This window comes from Microbacterium sp. NPDC058345, assembly GCF_042723855.1.
Lineage (GTDB): Bacteria > Actinomycetota > Actinomycetes > Actinomycetales > Microbacteriaceae > Microbacterium.
Genome location: NZ_JBHXIG010000001.1, coordinates 783235 through 806693 on the forward strand (window position 1 = coordinate 783235; position 23459 = coordinate 806693).

The following is a 23459-nucleotide window of genomic DNA, read 5'->3' on the forward strand; positions in this document are numbered from 1 at the left end:
GTCGGGCCTGCAGCCGCGGTCCGTAGACTCGACGCACCGGCCGCGCTGCCCGCAGCGGCACCCGGATGGAGGCGGACGAGGGACAGGTCAGGAGACGACAGCCGAGTGCTCACCAGGACGACGTTCGGATGGTCGCGGCTGCTGACTGCGGCCGTCTGCATCGTCGCGCTCACGCACCGGATGCTGTGGGGCCTCGGCTCGCAGACCCTCGCCAGCCAGAACTTCTTCGCCTATCTCACGATCCAGTCGAACACCGCGTTCGCGGCACTCGCGATCATCGCCGGCGTGATCGCGCTGCGCACCACCGAGGACCCGGCCTGGCTCACCACCGCGCGAGCGCTCGTGCTGAGCTGGACGATCACCGCCGGACTCGCCTTCGCGCTGATCGTCTGGCAGGCGGGCGTGCGCGGGATCCCCATCACGGTGCCCTGGTCGGACGTGGTGTTGCACTTCGTGCTGCCCGCCTGGACGATCATCGCCTGGATCATCGGGCCCGGGCGCCGTGCGGCGTCGTGGCGGGTCGTGCCGTTCGTGCTGCTCTACCCGGTGGTGTGGGGCGTGTTCACGATCTGGCGCGGCGGTCTGATCGGCTGGTACCCGTACTACTTCCTCGACCTGCGGCAGGTGTCCGGCGTGGTGGAGATGGCGCTCACCTGCGCCATCGCGCTGACGATCTTCGCACTGGTCGCCAGCGGTCTGGTGATGCTGAGCCGGGTGCATCAGACCGTGGCCGGGCCGCTGCCACCGGGCCCGGAGCCGGCTCAGCCCTCTTCGGGCTCCACCGGCGCGAAGTAGGCGAGCGAGGCCAGCGCAGCGGTCTCGGCGTCGCCGTCTCCGAGGTCGGCGAACTCCGCGGCCGCCGCGCCGCCCACCAGGCCGACGAGCACCGGCTCGCCGGTGGCGGGCGCCAGATTCAGCCAGGTGCGGATCAGTCCGTCGCCTCCGACGATGTGCCAGATCGTCGCATCCGCATCCCAGAACGGCTCGTCGAAGCGCAGCCAGATCGTCTCGAGCGCGCCGGCGCCGAGGGCGGCGATCGCGCCGCGCTGCGCGAAGGGAAGCGCAGGGGCGAACTCGATTCCCTGCCGCTGCAGCACACCGAGCGGCACCGTCACGATCACCCGGTCGTACGACAGAGCCTCGCCGGTGCCCAGGCGCAGACTCACGCCACGGTCGTCGTAGGCGACGCGCACCACGGGCGAGGCGAGGGTGACGTCGAGATCGTCGAGGTGCTGGTCGACGAACGCGGTGAGGTCGCCGGTGCGCCCCGTCAGCGCGTCGGCGACGACAGGCGGCGGATACCAGCTCGACGCGCGTGCGGCATCCGCTCCCGTGGTCGCCTCGATCCACGCGAGTGCTGCCGCGAGCGCGGGGTCCTGCGGGTCGGCGCCGTTCTGCTGCAGCGCCTCGACGAGCGGAAGGTCGGACGGGTAGTCCTTCGCCCGCTCGATCGCCTGCTGCACCGGGACGGTGTCGATGCTCGGCGCCTCACCGTCCTGCGACCGGCCGGTCGCCGCATCGAGGGCGATGGTGCCGTCGCCGAAGTCGATCAGTCGCTCCTGCAGCGCTGTGACGTCGGCGTCCGGCACCAGCCAGGCGCCGAGCTGCGGCGGCGTGGGCCAGTCCTCGTCCACGACGCTGAGGATGCGTCCGCCGATGCGGTCGCGGGCCTCGAAGATCGTGACCTGGTGTCCGGCGTCGGCCAGCGTGCGCGCCGCGACCGCGCCCGCGGCACCCGCACCGATGACGGCGATGCGCTCGCCGTCGGCCGCCTCGGCGATGACCGCCATGGCGGCGCGGCGTCCGGAGTCCACTGCGCCGAGCACGGTGCCGGGCCGCGACGTGTCGGTGGCCTCGCCGGCGAAGAACACCCGCCCCTCCAGCGGCTCGGCGAGTGCCTCGCGGTGCTGCGGCGTGGCGCCGGCCGGCAGATAACTGACCGAGCCTGCCGAGTAGGGGTCGGCCGACCAGGTGCTGCGCCTCCAGTCCAGCGGCCGCGGTATCCCTTCGGGAGCGGACGGCTTCGGTCGCGGCGTGGTGGGACGAGGCTTCGGCTCGGTCTGCCCCGTGCACGCAGCGAGGAGCACCGCGACGGCACCGGTTCCGGCACCGACCAGAAAGCTGCGGCGAGTGAGGCTCATCGTGGTGCCAGACTATCCCGCGTCGTCAGAGAGGTGCCATCCGGCGTGCACCCGGCTAGGCTGATGGAAAGCGCTTACTACGAATGGGAGCCTCAATGACGACGTCCCTCTGGACCAGCCGGCAGCCTCGCGACGCCCGCCCGTCGGTGCCGGTGGAGTACGGCCCGCTCGTCGGCCGCCGCGACGACGAGCCGATGCGCCGGTTCCGGCGGTACGGCCTCGGCCAGTTCATCCACTTCGGCCTCTACTCGCTGCTCGGCGGCGAGTACGACGGCGTCAGCGCGACCGGGGCGGCGCCCGCCCCGGAGTGGATCAGGGCGTGGCGTGGACCGACGGCGCCGCCGAATTGGACCGACACCTACGACCGGCTGAACGAGAGCTTCGACCCGACCGAACTCGACGCGCGCGCCTGGGCGCGGCAGGCCAGGCAGATGGGCGCCCGTTACATCATCTTCACGACCAAGCACCACGACGGCTTCGCGCTCTGGCCGTCGGCGCACTCGGACTACACCGTCGCGAACTCGCCGTTCAGGCGCGACCTGGTCGGAGAGGTCGTCGACGCGTACACGGCCGAGGGCATCGACGTCTTCCTGTACTTCTCGGTGCTCGACTGGCACCACCCCGGTTACACCTCCGCGGTGCCGACCGACGAGGCCGGCCGCGCCGGGTGGCAGGACTTCCTCGAGTACACCCGAGCCCAGCTGCTCGAGCTGCTGGAGCGGTACCCGGCCACGCGCGGACTGTGGTTCGACGGCACCTGGGACGCCTCGTGGGTCGCCTCGCACGAGTTCACGCACCGACTGGAGCAGGAACTCCGCGAGAAGCGGCCGGGACTGATCATCGGCTCGCGATTCCGCAACGACGAACACGGCGCGCGGCACTTCGACTCCAACGGCGCGCTGCTGGGCGATTACGAGCAGGGATGGGAGCGCAAGCTGCCCGCGAACCACGAGATGCTCGGCGGCAATGACTGGGACGGCGTCATGACCATAGGCCCGAACGCGTGGGGCTGGCTGCGCGACACGTCGGGGCAGTACCAGAAGACCGCGGACGACCTCATCGATCTGCTCATGCGGTGCCGCTCGATGGGCGGCAACCTCGTCGTCAACTTCGGCCCCGATGGCTCCGGGCGCATGACGGCGCACGAAGGCCGCATCGCCGAGCAGCTGGGCGCATGGGTCGCCGCGAACGCGGACGCCGTGTACGACGCCGGGCACGTCGACCTCGACCCGACCGGCCTGGGGTGGCTCACCGGCGACGACGACCGACTGTTCCTCACGGTGGTGAACCGGCCGGTCACCGGCATCGCACGACTGCGGTTCCCCGCCGACGGCGGCCGCCTTCCCGTCGCGGCCCGGCTGCTCGACTCCGGCCGTGCGCTGGAGATGCGGATCACCGACATCGGGTACGACCTCGATGCCGCGGTGTACTGCGACGTGGTCATCCCGGCCGATGTCCGCGCGACGAGGGCGTTCGTCATCGAGCTCGCCCTCGGCGAGGCGGGTGAGAGCACGGCGAAGGCCGAGCGCATCGACGCCTGGATGTAGCCTCCGCCTCAGACGCGCACGCCGCCCGGTCTGCCGGGCTGACCGTCCCATTCGACGACCCTGCGCAGATCGAGTTCGACGTCGAGCTGATCGTCCGGCCATTCGACACGCAGTGTCGTGCCGTCGATGTGCACGCGCAGCCCCTCGAGGGCCGTGGCCGGATCGTCCTCGGCGCGCAGCAGCTGGTGCACGGCGACATGCACGGTCTGCTCGGCGTTCCGCGAGGCCGTGAGGGTCGGGATCGCGGAGTGCTCCCCCATCGCGTTGGTTCCGCGGTGGGTGACGACACCGCCGGCATCCCAGCCGTGCACGCCCGTCAGCACCACGCGGTGCTCACCGTTCGACACGGACGCCTGCAGCCCGTCGACGGCGGCGGAGAGCGCCGACGGCCCGGCGAGCGCGAACCCGCCCTCCTGGATGCGGTCGTGCTCGACGGGCGCGGTCACGAGGTGCGCCCGCACCTCGATGCCGCGGTGCACGACGGATGCCGTGACGATCCAGGCGCCGGGGATGAGCACGCGGTCGATCTGCGGGTAGTGCACGGAGGCGCTCATCGGCCCCTCGGCCGCCGTGCCACGCAGCATGACCCGACGGCTCGCGCGCCCTTCGCCGTCGAACAGCGAGAGATGACCGTCGACCGCCTCGAGCCAGGCGTCGCCGACCTCGGGGGCGGTGTGCGTGGAGTACGCGAACGAGGCGTAGTGCGGGTCGTCGGTGTCGCGGATGCCGTGGTGCTGCACGGGCAGGTCGGTGTGGTCGCTGCCGTGGTTGACGAGCACCACCGGCGCACCGGCTCCCGCGGAGCTGAGCGTGATACCCGCCGGCTCGATCGCGCGGGTGAACGGCGGGCTCGCCTCTGCGCAGGCGGAAGCGGTCCACAGCGGGTGATCCTTCCCGAGCGACAGTCCGAGGAAGCCGATTCCGGCGAGATAGGGCGATCCGAAGCCGCTGTAGTCCTGCATCGCCGGCAGGTACTCGTCGTACCAGCCGAGATGCAGTTGACCGTCGTCGCCGACGCCGCCGCGCACGAACCGATCGAGCACCGCCGTCGCGAGCTGCCGGGTCCGTGCCGGGCCGAGCGGATTGACGCCGGAGATCTCGGCACACCACAGCGGAGTGAGGGCGGCGGTGCGGTAGGTGAGCGAGCGCCCGAAGTGCATCAGCGATCCGTCGTCGGCGACGAACGCCGGGAACGTCTCGACGAAGGCCGAGAGCCGCTGCAGGTGACGCTGCGCGTCCGGCGTCTCGGTGCGCTCGGTCATGCGGTACCACGCCCACAGATAGGGATGGATCGCCCAGGCGTTGTAGTAGTCCACGGCGTGCGACGGTCCGTCGGTGTACCAGCCGTCCCCGAGGTACCAGCCCTCGACGCGGGCGACGTTGCGCTCGCCGTGAAGACCGGACGCATCGCCGCCGCGGTGCCGGATGAACGCCTCAGCCATCGCCGGGAACAGCTGCCAGTTGTTCTGCCACACCTCGCGACGGGCGTGGTGGCGCAGCCAGGCCAGCACCTGCGCCTGCTGGCGGGTGTCGAGCCGTGACCAGAACCGGTCGCCGGCGGTGTACAGCCCGAAGGACAGGTTGGCCGCTTCGACGATCGAGTTCGTGACTCCGGTGAGCGGGGGCCGGCAGGTCACGCCGAGCGGCCAGCGCGACGGATGCTCCGGGTCGGTGCCGTCGACGATGGCCCGGGCGTAGAACTCGATGAGCGCGTCCGCCTCGGCATCGTCGGTCGCCGAGCCGGCGATGCGCGAGGAGGCGAGCAGGAAGCTGCGGCCGATGGTCTCCATCGATTCGCGGCGGATGCCGTCGCCGGTCACCCGGCCGGGGAGCACGACCCCGGCCGGGTCCTCGGCGCCGTGCTCGCGCACGGCGCCGAGCCACCGGTCGGCGGTCCGCATCCAGAACCGGCGTGCGGACGCGCCGTCTGCGAGGTCGTGCTCCATCGCCTTACGCGCCCAGGGCCTTCTCGTATTCCTTGCGGATCTTGTCCCCGCCCGCCGACCGCCAGGTCTTGATGGCGGCCTTGACGTCGTCGAGGCTCTTGCGACCCGCGATGAAGTCCTGCGCGGCGTCGCTGACCGGCTGGCGGATGGTGCCGCCCTTCTGCGCGTTGGTCGGGCTGAACAGCGTGGCCGTCGGGTCGACGACGCCGAGCGGGATCAGCGTGGAGTATGCGGCGTGCGTGCGCGTGATGATGTCGTCCTGACCGGGCAGGTAGAGCACCGGGCTGGGAGCGGAGATGTACTTCCACGGCACAGTGGTGTTCGCCAGTGCCTCCGGCGTCGGCTGCGGGTTGCCGTTCGCGTCGAGTGCGTAATCGGTGCCCTCGACGCCGTAGTTGATCAGCAGATACTCCTCGGTGCCGAACGGCGCGGCGAGCAGGTTGGCGATGCCGAGCAGCTTCTTGATCGACTTCTCATCGTTCTTCTTGAGCATGGTGCTCGCGAAGAGGATGTTGTCGAGGTGGGCCTGAGGCTTCCCGCCGCCGGCGGCGAAGGGAAGGAACGGCGCCGAATCCGGTACGGTCACGGCGTAGCCGTCGGACTTGAAGTACGCCGGCAGGCCGTCGTAGACCTGGGCGACCTGGCCGTTGGTGAACGCGTTCACCATCTGGGACTTCGTCCAGGCGTCGCTGCCGGGCGCGATGTAGCCGGCCGCGGCGGCCTTCTGCACGAACGAGATCGACTCGAGGTACTCGTCGGTCTCGATGTAGAAGGTGAGTTCGCCGCCCTTCTCGCGCCACTGGTTGGGCACGCCGAAGAGCTGGTTGAAGGTCGACAGTCCGAAGCTCGAGGAGCCGAACGCCCAGCGGTTCGCCTTGGCGTCGGTGAGCTCCTTCATGATCGACAGATACTCGTCGGCGTCCTTGATCTTCGTGGTGTCGGTGACACCGACCTCCGCGTACCGCTTGGCGTTGTAGAAGCCGAGGCCGCCCGCGCCGCCGCGGGGGATCGGCAGGGTGTAGATCTTGCCGTCGCGCACGGTCTGCTTCCAGTACAGCTCCGGGATGGCGGCGAGGTTCGGGTACTCCTTGATCGCGTCGCCCGACAGGAACGGCGTGAGGTCCTGGCACTTCGACTTCAGGAACCCGATGATGTCGGGGATCGAGGCGCCGTCGTCGAGGATCATGTCGGGGATGTCGTTGCCGGCGATGGTGGTGTTGATCTTCGCGGTGAAGTCGTCGGCCGAGACGGCGGTGATGTCGAGCGTGCCGCCGAGGCGCTGCTCGATCTCCTGCCAGGCGGGGTTCTTGCCGCGGGCGTTCGGCGGCGGTCCGAAGATGTTCGTGATCGCGCTGAAGGTCTCGCCCTTCAGCGGCGGCGTCGTCACGGAGCGCACCGGGTTCGCGGGGTAGTTGAAGAACGCGGCGGGCACGCCCTCCGCAGTGCCCGCCAGGTCGGCGGCGAGGCCCTTCGCGGGCACGAACGCGGGCATCTTCACGGAGTCGGCGGCCGAGGCGACCAGCTCCTGTCGCGTGCCGCATCCGGCCAGCGTGCCGACGGTGGCGACGCTGAGCAGCCCGAGCCCAGCGACCTTGAGGAAGGTGCGCCGGTCGGCGGCGATCTCGTTGATGGACATTTCCGATCCTCTCTGAGGGGACAGCAGGCGCGGAGGCCTGACGGGGTGGTGGCCGAGCGGAGTCAGCCCTTGATGGCGCCGGTGAGCACGCCCTTGGTGAAGTACTTCTGCAGGAACGGGTAGACGCACAGGATGGGCACGAGGCTGATGACGACGACGGCCATCTGGATCGCCTGACTGGGCGCCGCGATCTCCGCGCCGCTCGTGGCGTCGATCGACGAGCCGAGCAGCACGTACTGGCGCAGCACCATCGCGAGCGGCCACTTGTCACTGTCGACGTAGAGCATCGCGTTGAAGAACGCGTTCCAGTAGCCGACCGCGTAGAACAGGCCGATCACGGCGATGACCGCCTTCGACAGCGGCAGCACGACGTGCCACAGGATGCGCAGGTCGCCCGCGCCGTCGAGCCGGGCGGCCTCGACGAGTTCGGCGGGGATGCCCATCATGAACGAGCGCATGATCACGAGGTTGAACGCCGAGAGCGCCGTCGGCAGGATCAACGCGGCGTACGAGCCGAGCAGGCCCAGTTCCTTCACGACCAGGAACGTCGGGATGATGCCGGGGGTGAACAGCATCGTGAGCAGTGCGGTCATCAGGAAGAATCCACCGCCGAGCAGTCCGCGCCGCGACAGGCCGTACGCCATCATCACGGTGAGCGTGACGGAGAGCGCGGTGCCGACCAGGGTGATGCCGATGCTGCGCACGAGCGCGTCGGTCACGATGCCGCCCGCGAAGATCGTGGTGTAGGCGGTCAGCGTCGGCTGGGTCGGGAAGAGCACGAAGCCGTTGTTGGCGGCGATCTCCTGCTGCGTCGACAGGCTGGTGCCGACCACGGCGATGAACGGGTAGATCACCGCGATGCAGACCACGAGGAGGATGAGTCCCTTGAGTCCCTGCATCGGGATGCTCGGCTTCTCCATCCAGGCGGGACGGCGACTGGCCCGGTATCGGCGCGCGCCCTTCGCGCCGAGGCGGACGACGGTGGTGGGTGCGTCAGCGGCCACGGGAGTACACCCCATCCTGTCCGAACATGTGAGCGACCTTGTTGGCCCCGAGTACGAGGAACAGCCCGACGACGCCCTTCACGAGACCGACCGCGGCGGCCGTACCCCATTGCCCGTCGACGATGCCGTGGTAGTAGACGTAGGTGTCCAGCACCTCGCCGGCTTCCGCGCCGACGTTGTTGCGCTGCAGGATGATCTGCTCGAATCCGACCGAGAGCGCGCTGCCGAGGTTGAGGATGAGCAGCAGGATCACGATGGGCATGATGCCGGGGATGGTGATGGCCCAGGTGCGGCGCCAGGGCCCCGCACCGTCGACGGCGGCCGCCTCGTACAGCTCGTCGTCGATGCTGGCGAGCGCGGCGAGGAACATGATGGTGCCCCACCCCGCGTCCTTCCAGATCACCTGCAGCGTCACCAGCAGCGGGAAGGTGTCGGGGTTGGTCATCGGACTGATGCGGGGCATGCCGAGTGAGTCCATCAGGGTGGGGATCATGCCGGTGGGCCCGAGGATCTGCGTGAAGATCGAGATGATGATGACCCAGCCGAGGAAGTGCGGCAGGTAGATCACGCTCTGCACGAACTTCTTCAGCCCCGGCGACATGATGCTGTTCAGCAGCAGCGCCAGCATGATCGGGACCGGGAAGAACAGCACCAGCTGCATCAGCGTGATCACGAGCGTGTTGCGCAGGGACAGCCAGAACGCGGGCTCGGCGAAGGCGGCGGCGAAGTTGTCGAGGCCCACCCACACGCTGTCAATGAACCCGAGGTAGGGCTGGTAGTCCTCGAAGGCGATGATGTTGCCGGGGATGGGCAGCCAGTGGAACACCACGAAGTACAGGAAACCGGGCAGCACGAGCAGCAGCATCACCCGGTCGCGGCGGAATCGAGCGGCGAAGGACAGCTTGCTGCCGCCCTTGCGGTCGACGCGTCGCGTCTTCGGCGTCGGTGCGGGCGGTGGCTCGGACTCGGCCACCTGCGGCCTGCTCGTGACGGGTGCTGATGTCACCGCATCCTCCGGACGTCGTTGATGAAGGGATGATCTCGCTATCAGCAATGATCTAGTAAGCGATTGCTATGGACGGTAACGCATCGACTTTCGCGTTGTCAACGCGAATCGTCGATTTCGCTCGGACAGTGCTGGTTTCCCGGTCGAGCACTGGCAGCATGACGGCGAAACGTGATAGTAATCGCTTACCACCATCTCTTCTCACACCGTGGAGCATCCTATGAGTCGGCATCCCCGCGTCGCGTTCACCATGAACCGCGAGGACCATGCCTCGGCGTTCCCTGCCCCGCTGCTGGTCGAGCTGAGCGCGTTCACGGAGATCATCACGCCGGAGCCGCTCACCGAGCTGTCCTCGGCACAGGCGCGCGCGGTGCTCGCCGAGACCGAGATCCTGATCACGGGATGGGGCGCGCCGCGCATCGACGCCGCCACCATCGGCATGGCACCCAGACTGCGCGCCATCGTGCACGCCGCGGGGACGGTGCGTCCGATCCTCGACCCGGCCGTCTACGACCTCGGCATCCGGGTCAGCAGCTGCGCGAGCGCCAACGCCGTGCCCGTCGCCGAGTTCGCGCTGGCGAGTGTCGTCTTCGGGCTCAAGCGCGCCAGCCGCTTCGTCGCGCAGCTGCGCGACACCAAGGGGGTGCGCGACGTGCGCGGCATGCCGCCGATCGGCGCGAACCGCGTGGTGATCGGCGTGATCGGCGCGTCGAGGGTCGGTCGCGAGATGCTGCGCATGCTGCGCACGCTCGACGCCGAGGTGCTGCTCTGCGACCCGTACGTCTCTCCCGCGCAGGCCGCAGAGCTCGGCGTCACGCTGGTCGACCTGCACGAGCTGTGCCGGCGCAGCGACGCCGTGAGCGTGCACGCACCGCTGACCGACCAGACCGTCGGCATGATCGGCGCCCAGGAGCTGTCGCTCATGCGCGACGGCGCCGTGCTCGTGAACACCGCCCGCGGCGCCCTCGTCGACACCGCGGCGCTGACCGCCGAGCTCGTCTCGGGCCGGCTGGACGCGTACCTCGACGTCGTTCACCCGGAGCCCCTGCCCGCCGACTCGCCCCTGTACACCCTGCCCAACGTGGTGATCACGCCGCACATCGCCGGGGCGCTGGGCAACGAGGTGGTCCGTCTCGGCGAACTCGCCGTCGCCGAGACCGCCCGCTTCGCGGCCGATGGTACCTTCGAGCATGAAGTGCGCTCGGTCGACTTGGCGATCATCGCGTGAGGGCGGGGGATGAGGACGTCGACTTCTGATCATCTTCGCCGGCAGGTGCACCGGCGCCCGGCCACCATCAGCGATGTCGCCGCGGCGGCCGGCGTCTCGACGGCGACCGTGTCGCGCGTGCTCAACAGCAACTATCCGGTGGCGGCGGCCACCCGCGAGCGCGTGCTGCGCGCGGTGGCCAAGCTCGGCTACGCGGCCAACGCCAACGCCAGGGCCCTGGCCCAGTCCGACACCAAGACCATCGGCATCATCGTGCCCGAGCTCGTCGACCCGTTCTTCGGGTACATGGTGCGCGGGCTGGAGCGTGCCGCGCAGGCGTCGGGCCGGCTGGCGATCATCGCCACCACGGGCTCGAAGCCCGAGACCGCGCTCACTCTGATCGACCGCATGCAGGAGCGCAGGGTCGACGCCGTGATCGTCGTGAGCGGTGGCAGCGACGACGCCGCCTACCGGCGACAGCTCGCGCACCGCGCCGATGCGCTGGCCGCGATGGGCAGCCGGCTCGTGCTGTGCGCGCATCCACCTCTCGGCATCCCCTCGGCCGCTCGCTCCGTCGCCTACGACAACGAGGGCGGCGCCTACGCCGTCACCGAGCACCTGATCGCCAACGGGCACCGGCGCATCGCCCTGGTGGGCGGTGAGGCCGACCGGCCCACGATCGCGCTGCGGCGCGAGGGGTACCTGCGCGCACTGCGCTCGCGCGGCATCGACGTCGACGAGTCGCTGATCCGCGCCGAGGGCTTCGGCCACGACGCCGGATATGCGACCACGCGGAGTCTGCTCGACGACGGACTCGGCGTCACCGCGATCTTCGCCGTGAACGACACGATCGCCGCCGGCGCCTACGACGCGCTGGACGACGCCGGCATCCGCATCCCGTTGGACGTGTCGGTCGTCGCCTACGACGACACCCCCCTCGCAGCCAGCCTGTCGCCGAAGCTGACCACTGTGCACGTGCCGCTCGAGCAGCTCGGCAGGGAGGCGCTGCGCGCCGCCTTCGACGAGCCCGACGCCTTCTCGCGCACGCCCGAGGACGGCCTCACACTCGGTGTTCATCTGGTGCATCGCGACTCGGTGGCGGTGCCGCCGCGCTGACGGCACCGCCGCACCGCATCAGCCCGCAGCCGCCGCGCTCGCGGGTTCGACCTCGACGTCGTCGGGCTCGGTCTGGCCGTGCGCGAAGTACGCGATGAGGGCGGGATCGAGCGCGGGGATGTCGATCGCCGAGCCGTCCTCGCGCAGCGACTGCGTGGCGAGGATGCCGGCGGCGACGGCCTCGCGAGCGGCCACCGGCGAGGTCTCGGTGACTCCGCCGTCGCGCACGAACCGCAGGAACTCAGCGACCAGCAGCGCGTCGGCGCCGTCATGCCCCGCGTCCGGCGCGGACTCGATGGGGAAGGTCTCGTCGGCCTCGGCATAGCCGCGGTGCCGGCGGTTCCAGAGCTTCACCACGCCGCCTGACGTGTCGCCGAAGTTCTCGATGCGCCCCTCGGTGCCGATCACGGTGTAGTTGCGCCAGTAGTCCGGGGTGAAGTGGCACTGCTGGTAGGAGGCGAGGATGCCGCCCGCGAGCCGCATGTTCACCTGCGAGATGTCTTCGACGTCGACGGTCGGGTGCAGACCGGTCAGCGCGGTGGGCGGCCAGTTGTCGACACTGAACCAGTCGGGCATCCGCTCGTCGGAGCGGTCGCGGCGGTCGTCGATGCCGCCGTACACGCTCAACTCACCCATCGCGGCGACCTTCTCGGTGTACGCGCCGGCGAGCCAGTGGATCGCGTCGATGTCGTGTGCACCCTTCTGCAGCAGCAGGCTGGTGGTGCGAGTGCGGTCGGCGTGCCAGTCCTTGAAGTAGTAGTCGCCGCCGTGCCCGACGAAGTGGCGGCACCAGATCGCCTTCACCTCGCCGATCCGGCCCTGCTGGATGAGCCGGCGCATCAGCGTCACCACCGGCATGTGCCGCATGTTGTGACCGATGTACAGCCGCGAACCGGTGCGGCGCGCGGTCTCGAGCATGGCGTCCGCATCGGCGAGGTCGATCGCGAGCGGCTTCTCGCAGAAGACGGCCACCCCCGCTTCGAGGGCGCGGATGCTGATCGCCGCGTGGGCGTGGTCGGGCGTGAGCACCATCACGGCGTCGACGCCGGAGGCCAGCAGCTCGTCGAGCGAGTCGGTGATCAGCGCGTCCGGCAGGAGCCGCCGGGCGTCGTTACGGGCGCGCTGCGACGGATCGCAGACGGCGGTCACCGCCGAGCCCTTCCCGGGGCGGTGCACCTCCTTGCGCAGCGAGGCGCGCGCGCCGAAGCCGATGATGCCGATCTTGAGATCCATTGTTCTCCTTCGAGGGTGCGCGTCGTCAGCGCAGACGGGCGCCGGGGGCGTCGAGGTCGGTGGAATCGCCGGGGAAGAGCGACCAGGGGAAGTCGTGCAGGCGCGCCGGCTCGAGATCGTCGGCGAGCGCGCGCTCGACGATGATGCGGGCCTGGCGCGCATAGAAGTCGGTCGGTCCGACCGTGGTCAGCGTCGGTGCGACGAGCCGGGCGTCGGGCGTGTTGCCGATACCGATCACGGCGACGTCGTGCGGCACGCGCAGCCCGAGCATGTGGGCGGCGTTGATGGCGGCGATGGCCGCGAAGTCGGTCGTCGCATACACCGCCGTGGGCCGCACGGGGCCCGAGAGCAGCCGCACGGCGGCGGCGAACGCGCTGGACTGCGTCTCGGCGTACGTCTGCGTCCACGCGGGGTCGGGGTCGAGCCCGTGCGCTGCCATCCGCTCGAGGTACGGCGTGTACCGGGTGGTCTGCGTCGGAGCGAGCTGCACGGCGCCCGCCGCGGTCAGGCATCCGATGGCCGAATGCTTCTCGAGCAGGTGATCCATGGCCAGGACGCATCCGGGCAGCGCATCCGAGCGGATGACGTCGAAGCCCTCCGGCTCGAGGGTCTCTGAGAAGACGACGAGGCGCTGCCCCCGCTCGACGAGATCGGCGAGCTTCTCGCCGCTCTCCGGGTCGAGGCCGGCGCCGTCGAGGTAGGCGACGTCGCTCTCCACCCGGTCAAGGGCGGCGTGCCAGTCGCCGTCCGCGAGGATGAGGGTGGTCAGGCCGTGCTGGTTCGCCTCGACGTTCACGGCTGCGGCGACCGCGAGCGACCAGGGGTCGCTGAGCATGTGCAGCGACAGCTGGATCATGCCGCTGCGGCCGGTGCGCATGGCCCGCGCCGCGCGGTTGGGACGGTAGTTCAGCTCCTCGGCCGCGGCGAGCACGCGGGCCGCCGTGGCCTCGGCGACGCCGGAGCCGGATGCCGACCCCGCGCGCCCCGAGAACACGTACGACACGGTCGCCGTCGACACACCCGCGCGCTCCGCGACCATGCGGAGGGTGGGGCGGCGACGCGTGTGGCGCTCGTCGTGCGGCATCGCTCAGCCCTTCGATCCGCTGAACGCGATGCCCTGGATGAACTGCCGCTGCAGGATCATGAAGGTGATCAGCATGGGCAGCGTCGCAAGCAGTGCGCCCGCCATCAGCACCGGGTAGTCGGTGCCGTGCAGGCCGACCAGCTGCGACAGGCCGACGGAGAGCGGCATCTTCTCGGGGTCGGTCGTGACGATGAGGGGCCAGAGAAGGTCGTTCCACGACCAGAGCACGGTGAACACCACGAGAGCGATGATGCCAGGCTTCGCCAGCGGCACCATGATGCGCCAGAACGTCTGCCACGGGTTGGCACCGTCGATCCGCGACGCCTCTTCGAGTTCGGCGGGCAGCGACATGAAGAACTGCCGCATCAGGAACGTGCCGAACGCGCTGAAGATGCCGGGCACGATGAGCGCCTGCAGCGAGTTCAGCCAACCGAGCGACTGGACGATCTCGTACTGCGGCAGCAGGTACAGCTGGGATGGCACCATGAGCACCGACAGGAACAGCACGAACAGCGCGTTGCGGCCGGGGAATGGGATGCGCGCGAACGCGTACCCGGCCATGGTGCACAGCACGACCTGCCCGACGGTGCGCCCCACGGTGAGCAGCACGGAGTTCAGGAACATCTGCCCGAACGGCATGGACTCGAAGACCTCGGCGTAGTTGGTGAACACCCAGGGCTCGGGAAGCAGGCTCGGCGGCACCTGCACCGAATCGGACAGCGTCTTGAACGAGGTCAGCAGCTGCCACAGGAACGGGAACACCATCAGCACCGCGCCGACGATGAGAACGAGGTGCACCGCCCAGATCCCGCGGTTCTTCGGGCTGCGGCCCGCGGTGCGGCGACCCGCGCCGCCCGGGTCGGCGCCGACGACGGCGCGCGTGTCCAGCGAGATGTCACTCATAGTGCACCCACTTCTTCTGCATCCGGAACTGCACGACGGTCAGCACGAGGATGATGACGAGCAGGAGGAACGCGACCGCCGCCGCGTAGCCGCGGTCGTTGTCGAGGAAGCCGGCCTCGTAGAACAGGTAGACGACGGTGCGGGTGTTCGGCATCGCCGGGTTGCTGCGGCCCAGCATCATGTAGATCAGGTCGAACACCTGGAGGGCGCCGATCACGCTGATCACGCTGACGAAGAAGATCGAGGGAGACAGCAGCGGGATGGTGATCGAGAAGAACTTGCGCACCGGACCCGCGCCGTCGAGGTCGGCGGCCTCCATGACCGTGTCCGGGATGCCCTGCAGTCCGGCGAGGAAGATGACGATGTTGGTGCCGAGACCGGCCCAGATGCCGACCACGGCGATCGCGACGAGCGCGGTGTTCGGGTCGGTGAGCCAGCTGCGACCGTCGATGCCGATCCAGCCGAGGGCGACGTTGAGGATGCCGTAGTCGCCGTTGTAGATCATGCGCCAGACCAGCGCGATGGCCGCGGGCATGGTGACGACGGGGATGAAGTAGAGGGTGCGGTACGCGCTGCGGCCCTTGAGGCCCGTGCTGTTCAGCAGGGCGGCGATGGCGACGGCGAGCGGGATGCCGATCAGCGCGATCACGGTGTAGAGCGCCGTGTTGCGAAGCGCGCCGAGGAGCTCGGGATCCTGGAACAAGCGCTCGTAGTTCTCGATGCCCACCCATTCGGAGCCGCCGAACGGACCGGACCTGGTGAACGAGATGATCAGGGTGCGCACCGTCGGCCAGAGGTAGAAGACCGCCAGGCCGAGAGCCATCGGACCGATGAAGACGAGCGCCCACCAGGGGGAGGCACCAGGGTTGCGCCGCCGGCGGCGGACGCCGGAGAGCTGGGCCTCCGGCATCCGCACGATCGGCGTCTCCGCGCGCGGCGCGAGGAGGTCGCTGCTCACGGCGTCACTCCTGCTCGGCGTCCAGAGCCGCCTGCATCTTCTCGGCGAGCTGCTTCAGCCCGTCCTCGGGCGAGACGCTGCCGGCCCAGACCTGCGAGAGCTCTTCGCTTTCGATGCTCGTCCAGGCCGAGGTGTTCTTCGACACCGGGTAGGGGACGGCGGTGTCGAGCGCGTCGATGTAGACCTGCAGGTCGTACTGCGGCAGGGCGTCGACCCAGGCCTGCTGAGCACCGTCGAACGCCGGGATCACCGTGCCCGTCTCGGCCTGGATCTCGGCGGCGGTCTCACCGCTGGCGAAGGCGGCGAAGGCCTTCGCCTCGGCGAGGTGGGGGCTGTTCGCGTTGGCGACGTTTCCGACGCCGTGGATCACGCTCTGGTTGCCGGCCGTGCCCGCGGCGAGCGGTGCGACGTCGACCTTGTCGGCGATGTCGGCATTGTCGGCGTAGGCGATCGCGGCCCAGGATCCGTTCTGGAACATGGCGACCTTGCCCGACAGGAACAGGTCCTCGGGGTTCGTGTCGGTGAGCTGCTGCGCCGTCGGCGACGAACCGGCCTCGATCAGGTCGGTCCACAGCTCGATGCCGGCGAGCGCCTCGGGGCTGCCATAGCCCGTCTTCGTGCCGTCGGCGGAGATGACCTCGCCGCCGGCCTGCGCGATCGAGTTGTAGAAGTTCTCCTGGCCGTACTGGCTGGCGGCGATGCCGAACTGCCCCTTGGCCGGATCGGTCAGCCGGGCGGCGGCATCCTTCAGGTCGTCCCAGGTCCAGCCTGCGGACGGGTGGTCGACGCCTGCGGCGTCGAAGAGCTCCTTGTTGTACCAGACGGCCACGGTGTCGAAGTCCTTCGGGGCGCCGTAGAGCGTGCCGTCGTACGTGTAGAGGTCGACCAGACCCTGCGGGTAGTCGGCGGGGTCGATGCCGGTGTCGTCGAGCGGTGCGAGCTGCCCGTTCGAGGCGTACAGCTGGAAGTTCGGGCCGTTCATCCAGAAGACGTCCGCGGCGGATCCACCGCTGGCGGCGGTCTGCAGCTTGGTGAAGTACTCCTTGTAGGGCGTGACCTGGATGTCGATCGTGACTTCGGGGTGCTCTTCGGTGAACGCGGCGGCGATGTCCTCCATCGCGGGCTTCTGGTTCTCGTCCCAGATCGCGTAACTGAGGTTGACGTCGCCGCCCGATTCGCCCGAGGGGGTTCCGGATGCGGACGAACAGGCGCTCAGGGCGAGAGCGGCGACGGCCGAGAGTGCCAGCGCGCCGGCGACACGGCGAGTGGGCTGCGACATGAGGTCTCCTTTGACGGTGATGGGTGTCGTTCCTCAGTGCCCGATTCCGAAGTTAATCGTTTAGCACTGTTAAACGATTAGCAGAATAGCGAGGATGATCGCCGCGCACAACCGGGCGACTCGATCGGGGCTCTCAGCCGGACCGCAGAATGGTCGTGGGCAGCCGCGCATACCACGTGGCTCTCGAGACCGGAGGAACGCACATGGCCGGAACAGGCCGAACCAGAAATGCTCTGTGGATCGCGGGATTGTCGATCACCGTCGTCGTCGCGATGACGTCGCCCGCCGCGGCGGCCACGGACGACCCGCCCCCCGACCGCGTCAGCATCCTCGATCCCGATCAGGAGATGGTGCTCGGCTGGGCGTCACACGATCTGAGCACGATGGCCGCTGAGGAGGCCGCGTTCGAGACCACGAACGGGATGCTGTCGACCTATGTCGACTTCGTGCAGTCGCCCGATTTTCCGCACGCGTACGCCGACGCGGCCGAGGAGCGTGGTTCGGCGCTGCTGATCGCATGGGAACCGTGGGACTGGAATGAACCGGCGAGCGCGCAACCGCAGTTCGCCCCGCGCCTGATCGCCGCCGGGGCGTACGACGCCCACCTCACCGCATGGCTGACCGAGGCGGGCCGGCGCACCGGCGACGCCGAGATCATCGTGCGCTTCGCGCCCGAGATGGACGACTCCACCCGGCCGTGGTCCAGCGGAACCGATCCGGGTGCGAACACGCCCGAGGAGTACATCGCGATGTGGCGACACGTCTACGCGCTGAAGCAGACGCTGGCACCGGAGGTCGTCCTGCTCTGGAATCCGCTCAACTACGGCGCAGGACCGCATCCGTTCGAGGCGTACTTCCCCGGCTCCGGGTACGTCGACGCTCTCGCGCTCGACGGGTTCAACTGGTCGCAGGCGCGTCCCGGCTCACCCGGATGGCAGAGCACGGAAGACGTGTTCGGCTTCTCCTCACCGGGTGGACCGGTGACACGGCTGAAGGCGCTTGCGGGTTCCAAGCCGTGGGGGATCGCCGAGGCGGCATCCGCCCCCGACGATCGGTCCGCGTTTCTTCCGGGCGGCTCGCAGTACGGCGCGTGGGGGTCATGGGTCTTCGACTGGCCTGAGAATCCGCCCTTCGAGGCGACGGCCGAGGACTGGATCACTCAGGAGGGCTGGTCGCGGATGCTGATCCTGCGTGCTCGCGCCGCCGGCGCATCCTTCGTCGACTTCTTCCACACGATCAAGGAGACCGACTGGCGGCTCACGGACAACGAGGCCGGTCGACACGTGTTCAGCGACGCGGCATAGCGGTCTCGCGGCCTGCGCTCGCACGGGTGCACGAGGAGAAGGAGATCGCACGGAATGCCGCGTCGGATGCTGCGAGAGCATCCTGCAATCCGTGCGATCTCCGTGAGGTTCTCGCGGCGTCGCGTCGCGCGACCTACAGGTTCGCGTCGGCGTACACGCGCAGCGTGTCGCGCACGAACTCGGCGCCGGCCGGGCCTCCCTCGCTCGTGGCGTAGTTCGCCCCGAAGCGCGGATCGGCGACGTACATCTCGCCGAGGCCGATGACATAGGCCTTCACGTCGCCACCGGGAACGGCGGCGGGCGTGCCCGGGATGCCGGTCAGCCACTCGACGTGACGGCGGGCGATGGCCTGCGCCTCGTCGGACGCCGGGTCGATGCCGCTCTCCGCGGCCGCGATCCAGTCCCGGCCGAGATCCGAGACGCGCTGCTGCCAGGCGGCGCGCTCTTCGTCGCTCATGCCTCGCCACCAGCGGTCGCCGTCGGCGTACGCCTTCTTGCCCCAGCGCTGCTCGACCTCGTCCTTGTACTGGGTGTGGTCGAAGCCGTCGAACATGTTCTCTGCCATGAGGGTCACCCCTCCTTTCAATGCGGTGATGGTGGACTCGACGGACGCGATCTGCCGTGAGAGCCGATCCTGTTCCTGGCGCAGCCAGGCGAGGTGAGACTCGAGGGCGGATGCTTCGCTGCGCTCCCGATCGATCACCTCGGCGATCTGCGGCAGGCCGAGTCCGAGCTCGCGCAGCAGCAGGATGCGCTGCAGGCGCACGAGCGCGGCCTCGTCGTAGTGCCGGTATCCGTTGTGAGCGATCCGAGAGGGCGCGAGCAGGCCGATGTCGTCGTAGTGACGCAGCGTCCTGCTGGTGGTGCCGGCGAGCCGGGCGATCTGCTGAACCGACCAGTCCATGGCGACCTCCTACCCCTTTGCGTTCCGTCGATGATTCCACGGTAGAAGTTGACGTCGCGTCAAGGTCAAGCCCGATAGTGAGAAAGTCCTTGACATACTCGAGATATATCGTGTTACTCTCCTGATAACGCGATATATCTTGATATCGCCCAACCAGGAGAGAAGAACGACATGACCGAGAAGTGGCTCATCGCCCCCGGCGAGGAACGCGTGATCGACATCGCCTCGGCGTCCCGGCTCAAGGTCGGCCTCGTCGGCGGCCAGGTCGACATCGTCGCCCACGACGAACCCGGCATCCGCATCGAGGTGCGCGGCGTCACCACCAAGGACCTGCGCGTCGAGTCCGACGGCAGCCAGGTCGAGATCGACCACCCGCAGATCGGATGGGACAACTTCCTCGAGGTGTTCCGCAACTTCGGCGCCGGTGGCCCCAAGGCCGAGGTGAGCATCGCGGTGCCCCGCGGCATCTCCCTCACCCTCGGGGTCGTCAGCGCCGGCGCGCTGGTCTCCGGCATCCGCAACGACGTGCGCCTCAACACCGTGTCGGGCGAGATCATGGTCGACACCGTCTCGGGCGACCTGTCCGTCAACTCGGTGTCGGGCGACGTGCACGTCCGCAACCTCGTCGGCTCGGTGAACGCGAACAGCGTCTCGGGCGACGTCGCGATCACCGGATCGCTCCGCAAAGCCACGATCGACACCGTCTCGGGTGCCACGCTCGTCGACGCCGCGGGCGACGTGAACACCATCAACCTCAACACCGTCTCCGGCACCTCGACCATCCGTCTGGACGAGACGCTCGCTGCGAACTACGTGCTGCGCAGCATGAGCGGCAAGCTGCTAATCGACGGCACCGAGCGCTCCGGCGGCGGCCCGAGCAACTACACCGGCCAGACCGGTGAGCTCGCCGGGAGCTTCGTCGACGTGCGCGCGAACTCCGTCTCGGGCGGCATCACGGTGCTGCGCCGGCCGCAGGTCTCGGTCGCCGATGACGCGGAGTGGGAATCATGAGTCCCGCAGTCTTCTCGCACGGCGACCTGCGCCTGTACCTGCTGTCGCTGCTGGCCGAGGCGCCGCAGCACGGGTACGGCATCATCCAGGCGCTCACCGACCGCACCGGCGGCACCTACACACCCAGCGCAGGCACGATCTATCCCCGTCTGGCGAAGCTCGAGGAGGAGGGCCTGGTCAGCAAGACGGTCGACGGCCGCACCACGATCTACTCGATCACGGACGCCGGCCGCGCGGAGCTCGCCTCACGCGAGGCGGACCTGGCCGGCATCGAGGAGGGACTGGCCGACTCGGTGCGCCTGATCGCGAATGAGGTGCGCCAGAGCGTGCAGGAGGCGATGCGCAGTCTGCGCGCCGACCTCGCGACCGCCGCGCACGAGGAGAAGAAGTCCGCCAAGGGCCGCTCCCGCGACGAGGGCATGAGCGACGAACGCGCGAGCAGCCGTGAGAACCTGCACCGTGCGGATGCCGCGATCACGGCGTTCCGCGCACAGGTGCGCACCGACCTGCGCACGCACGTCGCGCGCGGCGGGTCGCTGCCGACATCCGTCGTCTCGGAGCTCGAGAACGCCATGGATGCTGCGGCCCGCGGCGTGATCCAGGCGCTGTCGCACCTGAGCAGCTGACGCAGCGTCCCCGAAGTGCCGGCATCCCTCCGGGGGCGCCGGCACTTCGGCCGCTCGGACTGGTCCGGATCGACGGAGCGGTCAGAGCGCGCGGATCCGCCAGGAGGCGCGGTGCGTGGCGCCCGGGTCGAGCACGACGAGACCCGCCCCGGAGTTGAACGCGTCAGGCGCGCAGGTCATCGGCTCGACGGCGAGTCCGATGCGATGAACGTCCGGGCGATCAGGCCGGTCGGCGGTGTGGATCTGCACCCACGAGCAGTGCTCGTTCCAGCTGATCGCGACGCGGGTGCCGGCTTCCGCCTGCAGACGCGCCTCGGCCAGCCCCTCGCCGTCGCGGCCGAGACCGGTGAAGGCGTGGTCCACGAGCGTGTCGCCGATCGTGCGCGGGTTGCGGAAGTCCCATTCCGGATGAACGTCGACATGCTCGAGCGCGACCGGACTGAGCCGGTCGGGCGTCACGGTGAAGACCTCGGACGCGGGAAGGGTGAACGTCCAGTCGTCGACGCGCCCCTCCCCCGCGACGAGGTACGGATGCGGACCGGTACCCCACGGCGCCGAATCCCCTCCGAGATTGCGCGCGGTGACGGCCTGCGTGAGACCGTCATCGCCGAGGCGGTACTCGACCTCGACCTCGACGCGGAACGGGTATCCGGCCTGGGGCTCGATGACGGCGACGAGCACGACCCGGTCGTCCGACACCGACCTGTCGGCGAACTCGGCCCATGCCAGCAGACCATGCAGCGCCTGCCCGCGTTCGGGCTCGGTGAGCGGCAGCTGATGATTCACACCGGCGAAGACGTAGCGCCCGTCGACGATACGGTTCGGCCACGGCGCCAGCGTCACGCCGCGGTACCCCGGGCGCACCTCATCGGCATCGAACGGCACCACCAGATCGCGCCCGTCGTAGGTGAGCGTGCGCAGGGATGCACCGATGCTCGCGATCGTCGCCCGGTATCCGGATGCCGCGATGTGCAGCTGCCTGCCGGACCGAGGCGTCATCACAGGCCCTGCGCGAGGCGATAGTACGCCTGGTTCCAGCGCACCTGCTTCTGGAACTCGGGCAGGGTGGTGCCCTCGTCGATCACCAGCAGCTCGATGCCTGTCATCTCTGCGAAGTCTCGGAAAGCCTCGATGCCGACGGCGGTCGACATGACCGTGTGGTGCGCCGCGCCGGCGGTGAGCCACGCGGCGGCGCTGGTGTTGAAATCGGGTGCGGGCTTCCACACCGCGCGTCCCACCGGCAGCTTCGGCAGCGCGGCGCGCGGCTCGACGTTCTCGACGACGTTCGCGGTGAGGCGGAATCGGTCGCGCATGTCGCTCAGCGCGACCACCACGGCGGGGCCGGGGTCGGCGGTGAAGACGAGGCGCACCGGGTCGTCCTTGCCGCCGATGCCCAGCGGGTGGATCTCCAGAGTCGGCTTCCGCGTGCTCAGCGACGGCGAGACCTCGAGCATGTGCGCGCCGAGGATCAGCTCGTCGCCGGGTGTCATGTCGTAGGTGTAGTCCTCCATCAGGCTCGCGCCACCGGGCAGACCGGCCCCCATGACGTTGGCGATCCGCACGAGGGCGGCCGTCTTCCAGTCGCCCTCGGCGCCGAAGCCGTAGCCCTCCGCCATCAGCCGCTGAACCGCGAGGCCCGGCAGCTGCTTCAGTGCACCGAGGTCCTCGAACGAGGTCGTGAAGGCGCCGAAGCCGCCCTCCTCCAGGAACGACCGCAGACCGATCTCGATCGCCGCGCCGTCTCGCAGAGACTGGTGGCGCTCCCCGCCCCTGCGCAGCACCGGGTCGACGTCGTAGAGCTCCTCGTACTCGGCGACGAGCGCGTCGACGTCGGCATCCGCCGCCGCCTCCACGGCCGCAGCCAGCTCGTTGACTCCCCACGTGTTCACCTGCATGCCGAAACGCAGCTCGGCCTCGGTCTTGTCACCCTCGGTGACCGCGACGAAGCGCATGTTGTCACCGAACCGGGCCAGCTTGAGCGATCGCGAGGCCGCGAAGCCGGCGGCGGCACGCTGCCAGGTGCCCAGCTCCTGCCGCACCCGCGGGTCGGAGGCGTGGCCCACGATGGTCTTGCGGGGCACGCCGAGACGGGTCTGGATGTACCCGAACTCCCGATCGCCGTGTGCGGCCTGGTTGAGGTTCATGAAGTCGAAGTCGATGTCCGCCCACGGCAGCTCGACGTTCGCCTGCGTGTGCAGATGCGCCAGCGGCTTCTGCAGCGCGTCGAGGCCGGCGATCCACATCTTCGCCGGGCTGAACGTGTGCATCCACGCGATGAGGCCGATCACCGAATCGTCGGCGTTGGCCGCCATGGCCGTGCGGCGGATGGCATCCGCGTCGGTGAGCACGGGCTTCCAGACGATCCGGACGGGGATCTCGTCCGCGGCGCCCAGCGTCTCCGCGATCGCGCGCGACTGGTCCGCGACCTGTGCGAGCGTCTCCGGTCCGTACAGGTGCTGACTGCCGGTGAGGAACCAGACCTCGTAGCCGTCGAGGGAGGTGGTGAGCGGGGTGCGGGTCATGGATGGTCCTTTCAGGGAACGGGAGCGCGGCG

At 69.3% G+C, this 23459-nt stretch carries 20 protein-coding genes; 7 read left to right on the forward strand and 13 right to left on the reverse strand.

Annotation, left to right across the window (positions count from 1 at the left end; genetic code table 11):
• Positions 1–105 precede the first annotated feature (105 nt).
• Positions 106–795, forward strand: coding sequence for a Pr6Pr family membrane protein (locus ACFWH5_RS03720; protein WP_378831913.1), 690 nt, complete (start codon positions 106–108; stop codon positions 793–795).
• Here ACFWH5_RS03720 and ACFWH5_RS03725 read toward each other — a convergent pair.
• The gene (locus ACFWH5_RS03725; protein ID WP_378831916.1) at positions 762–2141 is read right to left on the reverse strand and encodes an FAD-dependent oxidoreductase; all 1380 of its coding nucleotides are present in this window, start codon (positions 2139–2141) and stop codon (positions 762–764) included. The two genes, ACFWH5_RS03720 and ACFWH5_RS03725, sit on opposite strands and share 34 nt — an antisense overlap.
• Positions 2142–2236: 95 nt before the next feature.
• Between ACFWH5_RS03725 and ACFWH5_RS03730 the strand changes: the two genes are divergently transcribed.
• Positions 2237–3688 carry an alpha-L-fucosidase gene (locus tag ACFWH5_RS03730; RefSeq protein WP_378831918.1) on the forward strand — a complete coding sequence of 484 codons (1452 nt, stop codon included), beginning with the start codon at positions 2237–2239 and terminating at the stop codon, positions 3686–3688.
• An 8-nt stretch (positions 3689–3696) separates the two neighbouring features.
• Here ACFWH5_RS03730 and ACFWH5_RS03735 read toward each other — a convergent pair whose 3' ends face one another.
• The 4 genes from ACFWH5_RS03735 to ACFWH5_RS03750 form a co-directional block, all read right to left on the reverse strand.
• The gene (locus tag ACFWH5_RS03735) at positions 3697–5634 is read right to left on the reverse strand and encodes a DUF2264 domain-containing protein (RefSeq protein WP_378831921.1); all 1938 of its coding nucleotides are present in this window, start codon (positions 5632–5634) and stop codon (positions 3697–3699) included.
• Positions 5635–5638: 4 nt separating this feature from the next.
• Positions 5639–7270 carry an extracellular solute-binding protein gene (locus ACFWH5_RS03740; RefSeq protein ID WP_378831923.1) on the reverse strand — a complete coding sequence of 544 codons (1632 nt, stop codon included), beginning with the start codon at positions 7268–7270 and terminating at the stop codon, positions 5639–5641.
• Positions 7271–7332: 62 nt separating this feature from the next.
• Positions 7333–8274, reverse strand: a complete 942-nt coding sequence (locus ACFWH5_RS03745; RefSeq protein ID WP_378831925.1) for a carbohydrate ABC transporter permease — start codon at positions 8272–8274, stop codon at positions 7333–7335.
• Complete coding sequence (locus ACFWH5_RS03750; RefSeq protein WP_378831927.1) at positions 8264–9280, reverse strand: ABC transporter permease; 1017 nt, start codon at positions 9278–9280, stop codon at positions 8264–8266. Before ACFWH5_RS03750 ends, ACFWH5_RS03745 begins: the two co-directional genes overlap by 11 nt.
• Before the next feature lie 220 nt (positions 9281–9500).
• On the opposite strand from ACFWH5_RS03750, the gene ACFWH5_RS03755 reads away from it, so the two are divergent.
• Positions 9501–10508, forward strand: a complete 1008-nt coding sequence (locus tag ACFWH5_RS03755) for a hydroxyacid dehydrogenase (RefSeq protein ID WP_378831929.1) — start codon at positions 9501–9503, stop codon at positions 10506–10508.
• 9 nt (positions 10509–10517) lie between these two features.
• A complete protein-coding gene (locus tag ACFWH5_RS03760; RefSeq protein WP_378831931.1) occupies positions 10518–11603 on the forward strand; it encodes a LacI family DNA-binding transcriptional regulator in 1086 nt (361 codons plus the stop codon).
• 18 nt (positions 11604–11621) lie between these two features.
• Here ACFWH5_RS03760 and ACFWH5_RS03765 read toward each other — a convergent pair whose 3' ends face one another.
• Genes ACFWH5_RS03765 through ACFWH5_RS03785 form a run of 5 tightly spaced genes read right to left on the reverse strand, consistent with a single transcriptional unit; the run spans position 11622 to position 17060 of the window.
• Complete coding sequence (locus tag ACFWH5_RS03765; protein ID WP_378831933.1) at positions 11622–12836, reverse strand: Gfo/Idh/MocA family protein; 1215 nt, start codon at positions 12834–12836, stop codon at positions 11622–11624.
• 25 nt (positions 12837–12861) lie between these two features.
• On the reverse strand, positions 12862–13920 hold the full coding sequence (locus ACFWH5_RS03770; RefSeq protein WP_378831936.1) for a LacI family DNA-binding transcriptional regulator: 1059 nt from the start codon (positions 13918–13920) through the stop codon (positions 12862–12864).
• Positions 13921–13923: 3 nt separating this feature from the next.
• Complete coding sequence (locus ACFWH5_RS03775) at positions 13924–14823, reverse strand: carbohydrate ABC transporter permease (RefSeq protein WP_378831938.1); 900 nt, start codon at positions 14821–14823, stop codon at positions 13924–13926.
• Positions 14816–15781 (reverse strand): carbohydrate ABC transporter permease, encoded by a 966-nt coding sequence (locus tag ACFWH5_RS03780; protein WP_378831940.1) that lies wholly within the window; start codon positions 15779–15781, stop codon positions 14816–14818. Before ACFWH5_RS03780 ends, ACFWH5_RS03775 begins: the two co-directional genes overlap by 8 nt.
• A gap of 4 nt (positions 15782–15785) precedes the next feature.
• Positions 15786–17060: an ABC transporter substrate-binding protein gene (locus ACFWH5_RS03785; RefSeq protein ID WP_378831942.1), complete on the reverse strand. Its 1275-nt coding sequence runs from the start codon at positions 17058–17060 to the stop codon at positions 15786–15788.
• 248 nt (positions 17061–17308) lie between these two features.
• On the opposite strand from ACFWH5_RS03785, the gene ACFWH5_RS03790 reads away from it, so the two are divergent.
• Positions 17309–18364: a hypothetical protein gene (locus tag ACFWH5_RS03790; RefSeq protein ID WP_378831945.1), complete on the forward strand. Its 1056-nt coding sequence runs from the start codon at positions 17309–17311 to the stop codon at positions 18362–18364.
• A gap of 133 nt (positions 18365–18497) precedes the next feature.
• Here the strand turns inward: ACFWH5_RS03790 and ACFWH5_RS03795 are convergent, their stop codons facing one another.
• Positions 18498–19268, reverse strand: a complete 771-nt coding sequence (locus ACFWH5_RS03795; protein WP_378831947.1) for a MerR family transcriptional regulator — start codon at positions 19266–19268, stop codon at positions 18498–18500.
• A gap of 171 nt (positions 19269–19439) precedes the next feature.
• On the opposite strand from ACFWH5_RS03795, the gene ACFWH5_RS03800 reads away from it, so the two are divergent.
• Together ACFWH5_RS03800 and ACFWH5_RS03805 are read left to right on the forward strand one after the other, a co-directional pair.
• A complete protein-coding gene (locus ACFWH5_RS03800; RefSeq protein WP_378831949.1) occupies positions 19440–20279 on the forward strand; it encodes a DUF4097 domain-containing protein in 840 nt (279 codons plus the stop codon).
• Positions 20276–20905, forward strand: coding sequence for a PadR family transcriptional regulator (locus ACFWH5_RS03805; protein WP_378831951.1), 630 nt, complete (start codon positions 20276–20278; stop codon positions 20903–20905). Before ACFWH5_RS03800 ends, ACFWH5_RS03805 begins: the two co-directional genes overlap by 4 nt.
• An 81-nt stretch (positions 20906–20986) precedes the next feature.
• Here ACFWH5_RS03805 and ACFWH5_RS03810 read toward each other — a convergent pair whose 3' ends face one another.
• Both ACFWH5_RS03810 and araA read right to left on the reverse strand, forming a co-directional pair.
• Positions 20987–21904 carry an aldose 1-epimerase family protein gene (locus ACFWH5_RS03810; protein WP_378831954.1) on the reverse strand — a complete coding sequence of 306 codons (918 nt, stop codon included), beginning with the start codon at positions 21902–21904 and terminating at the stop codon, positions 20987–20989.
• Positions 21904–23427, reverse strand: a complete 1524-nt coding sequence (araA, locus tag ACFWH5_RS03815; RefSeq protein WP_378831956.1) for an L-arabinose isomerase — start codon at positions 23425–23427, stop codon at positions 21904–21906. Before araA ends, ACFWH5_RS03810 begins: the two co-directional genes overlap by 1 nt.
• Positions 23428–23459 lie beyond the last annotated feature (32 nt).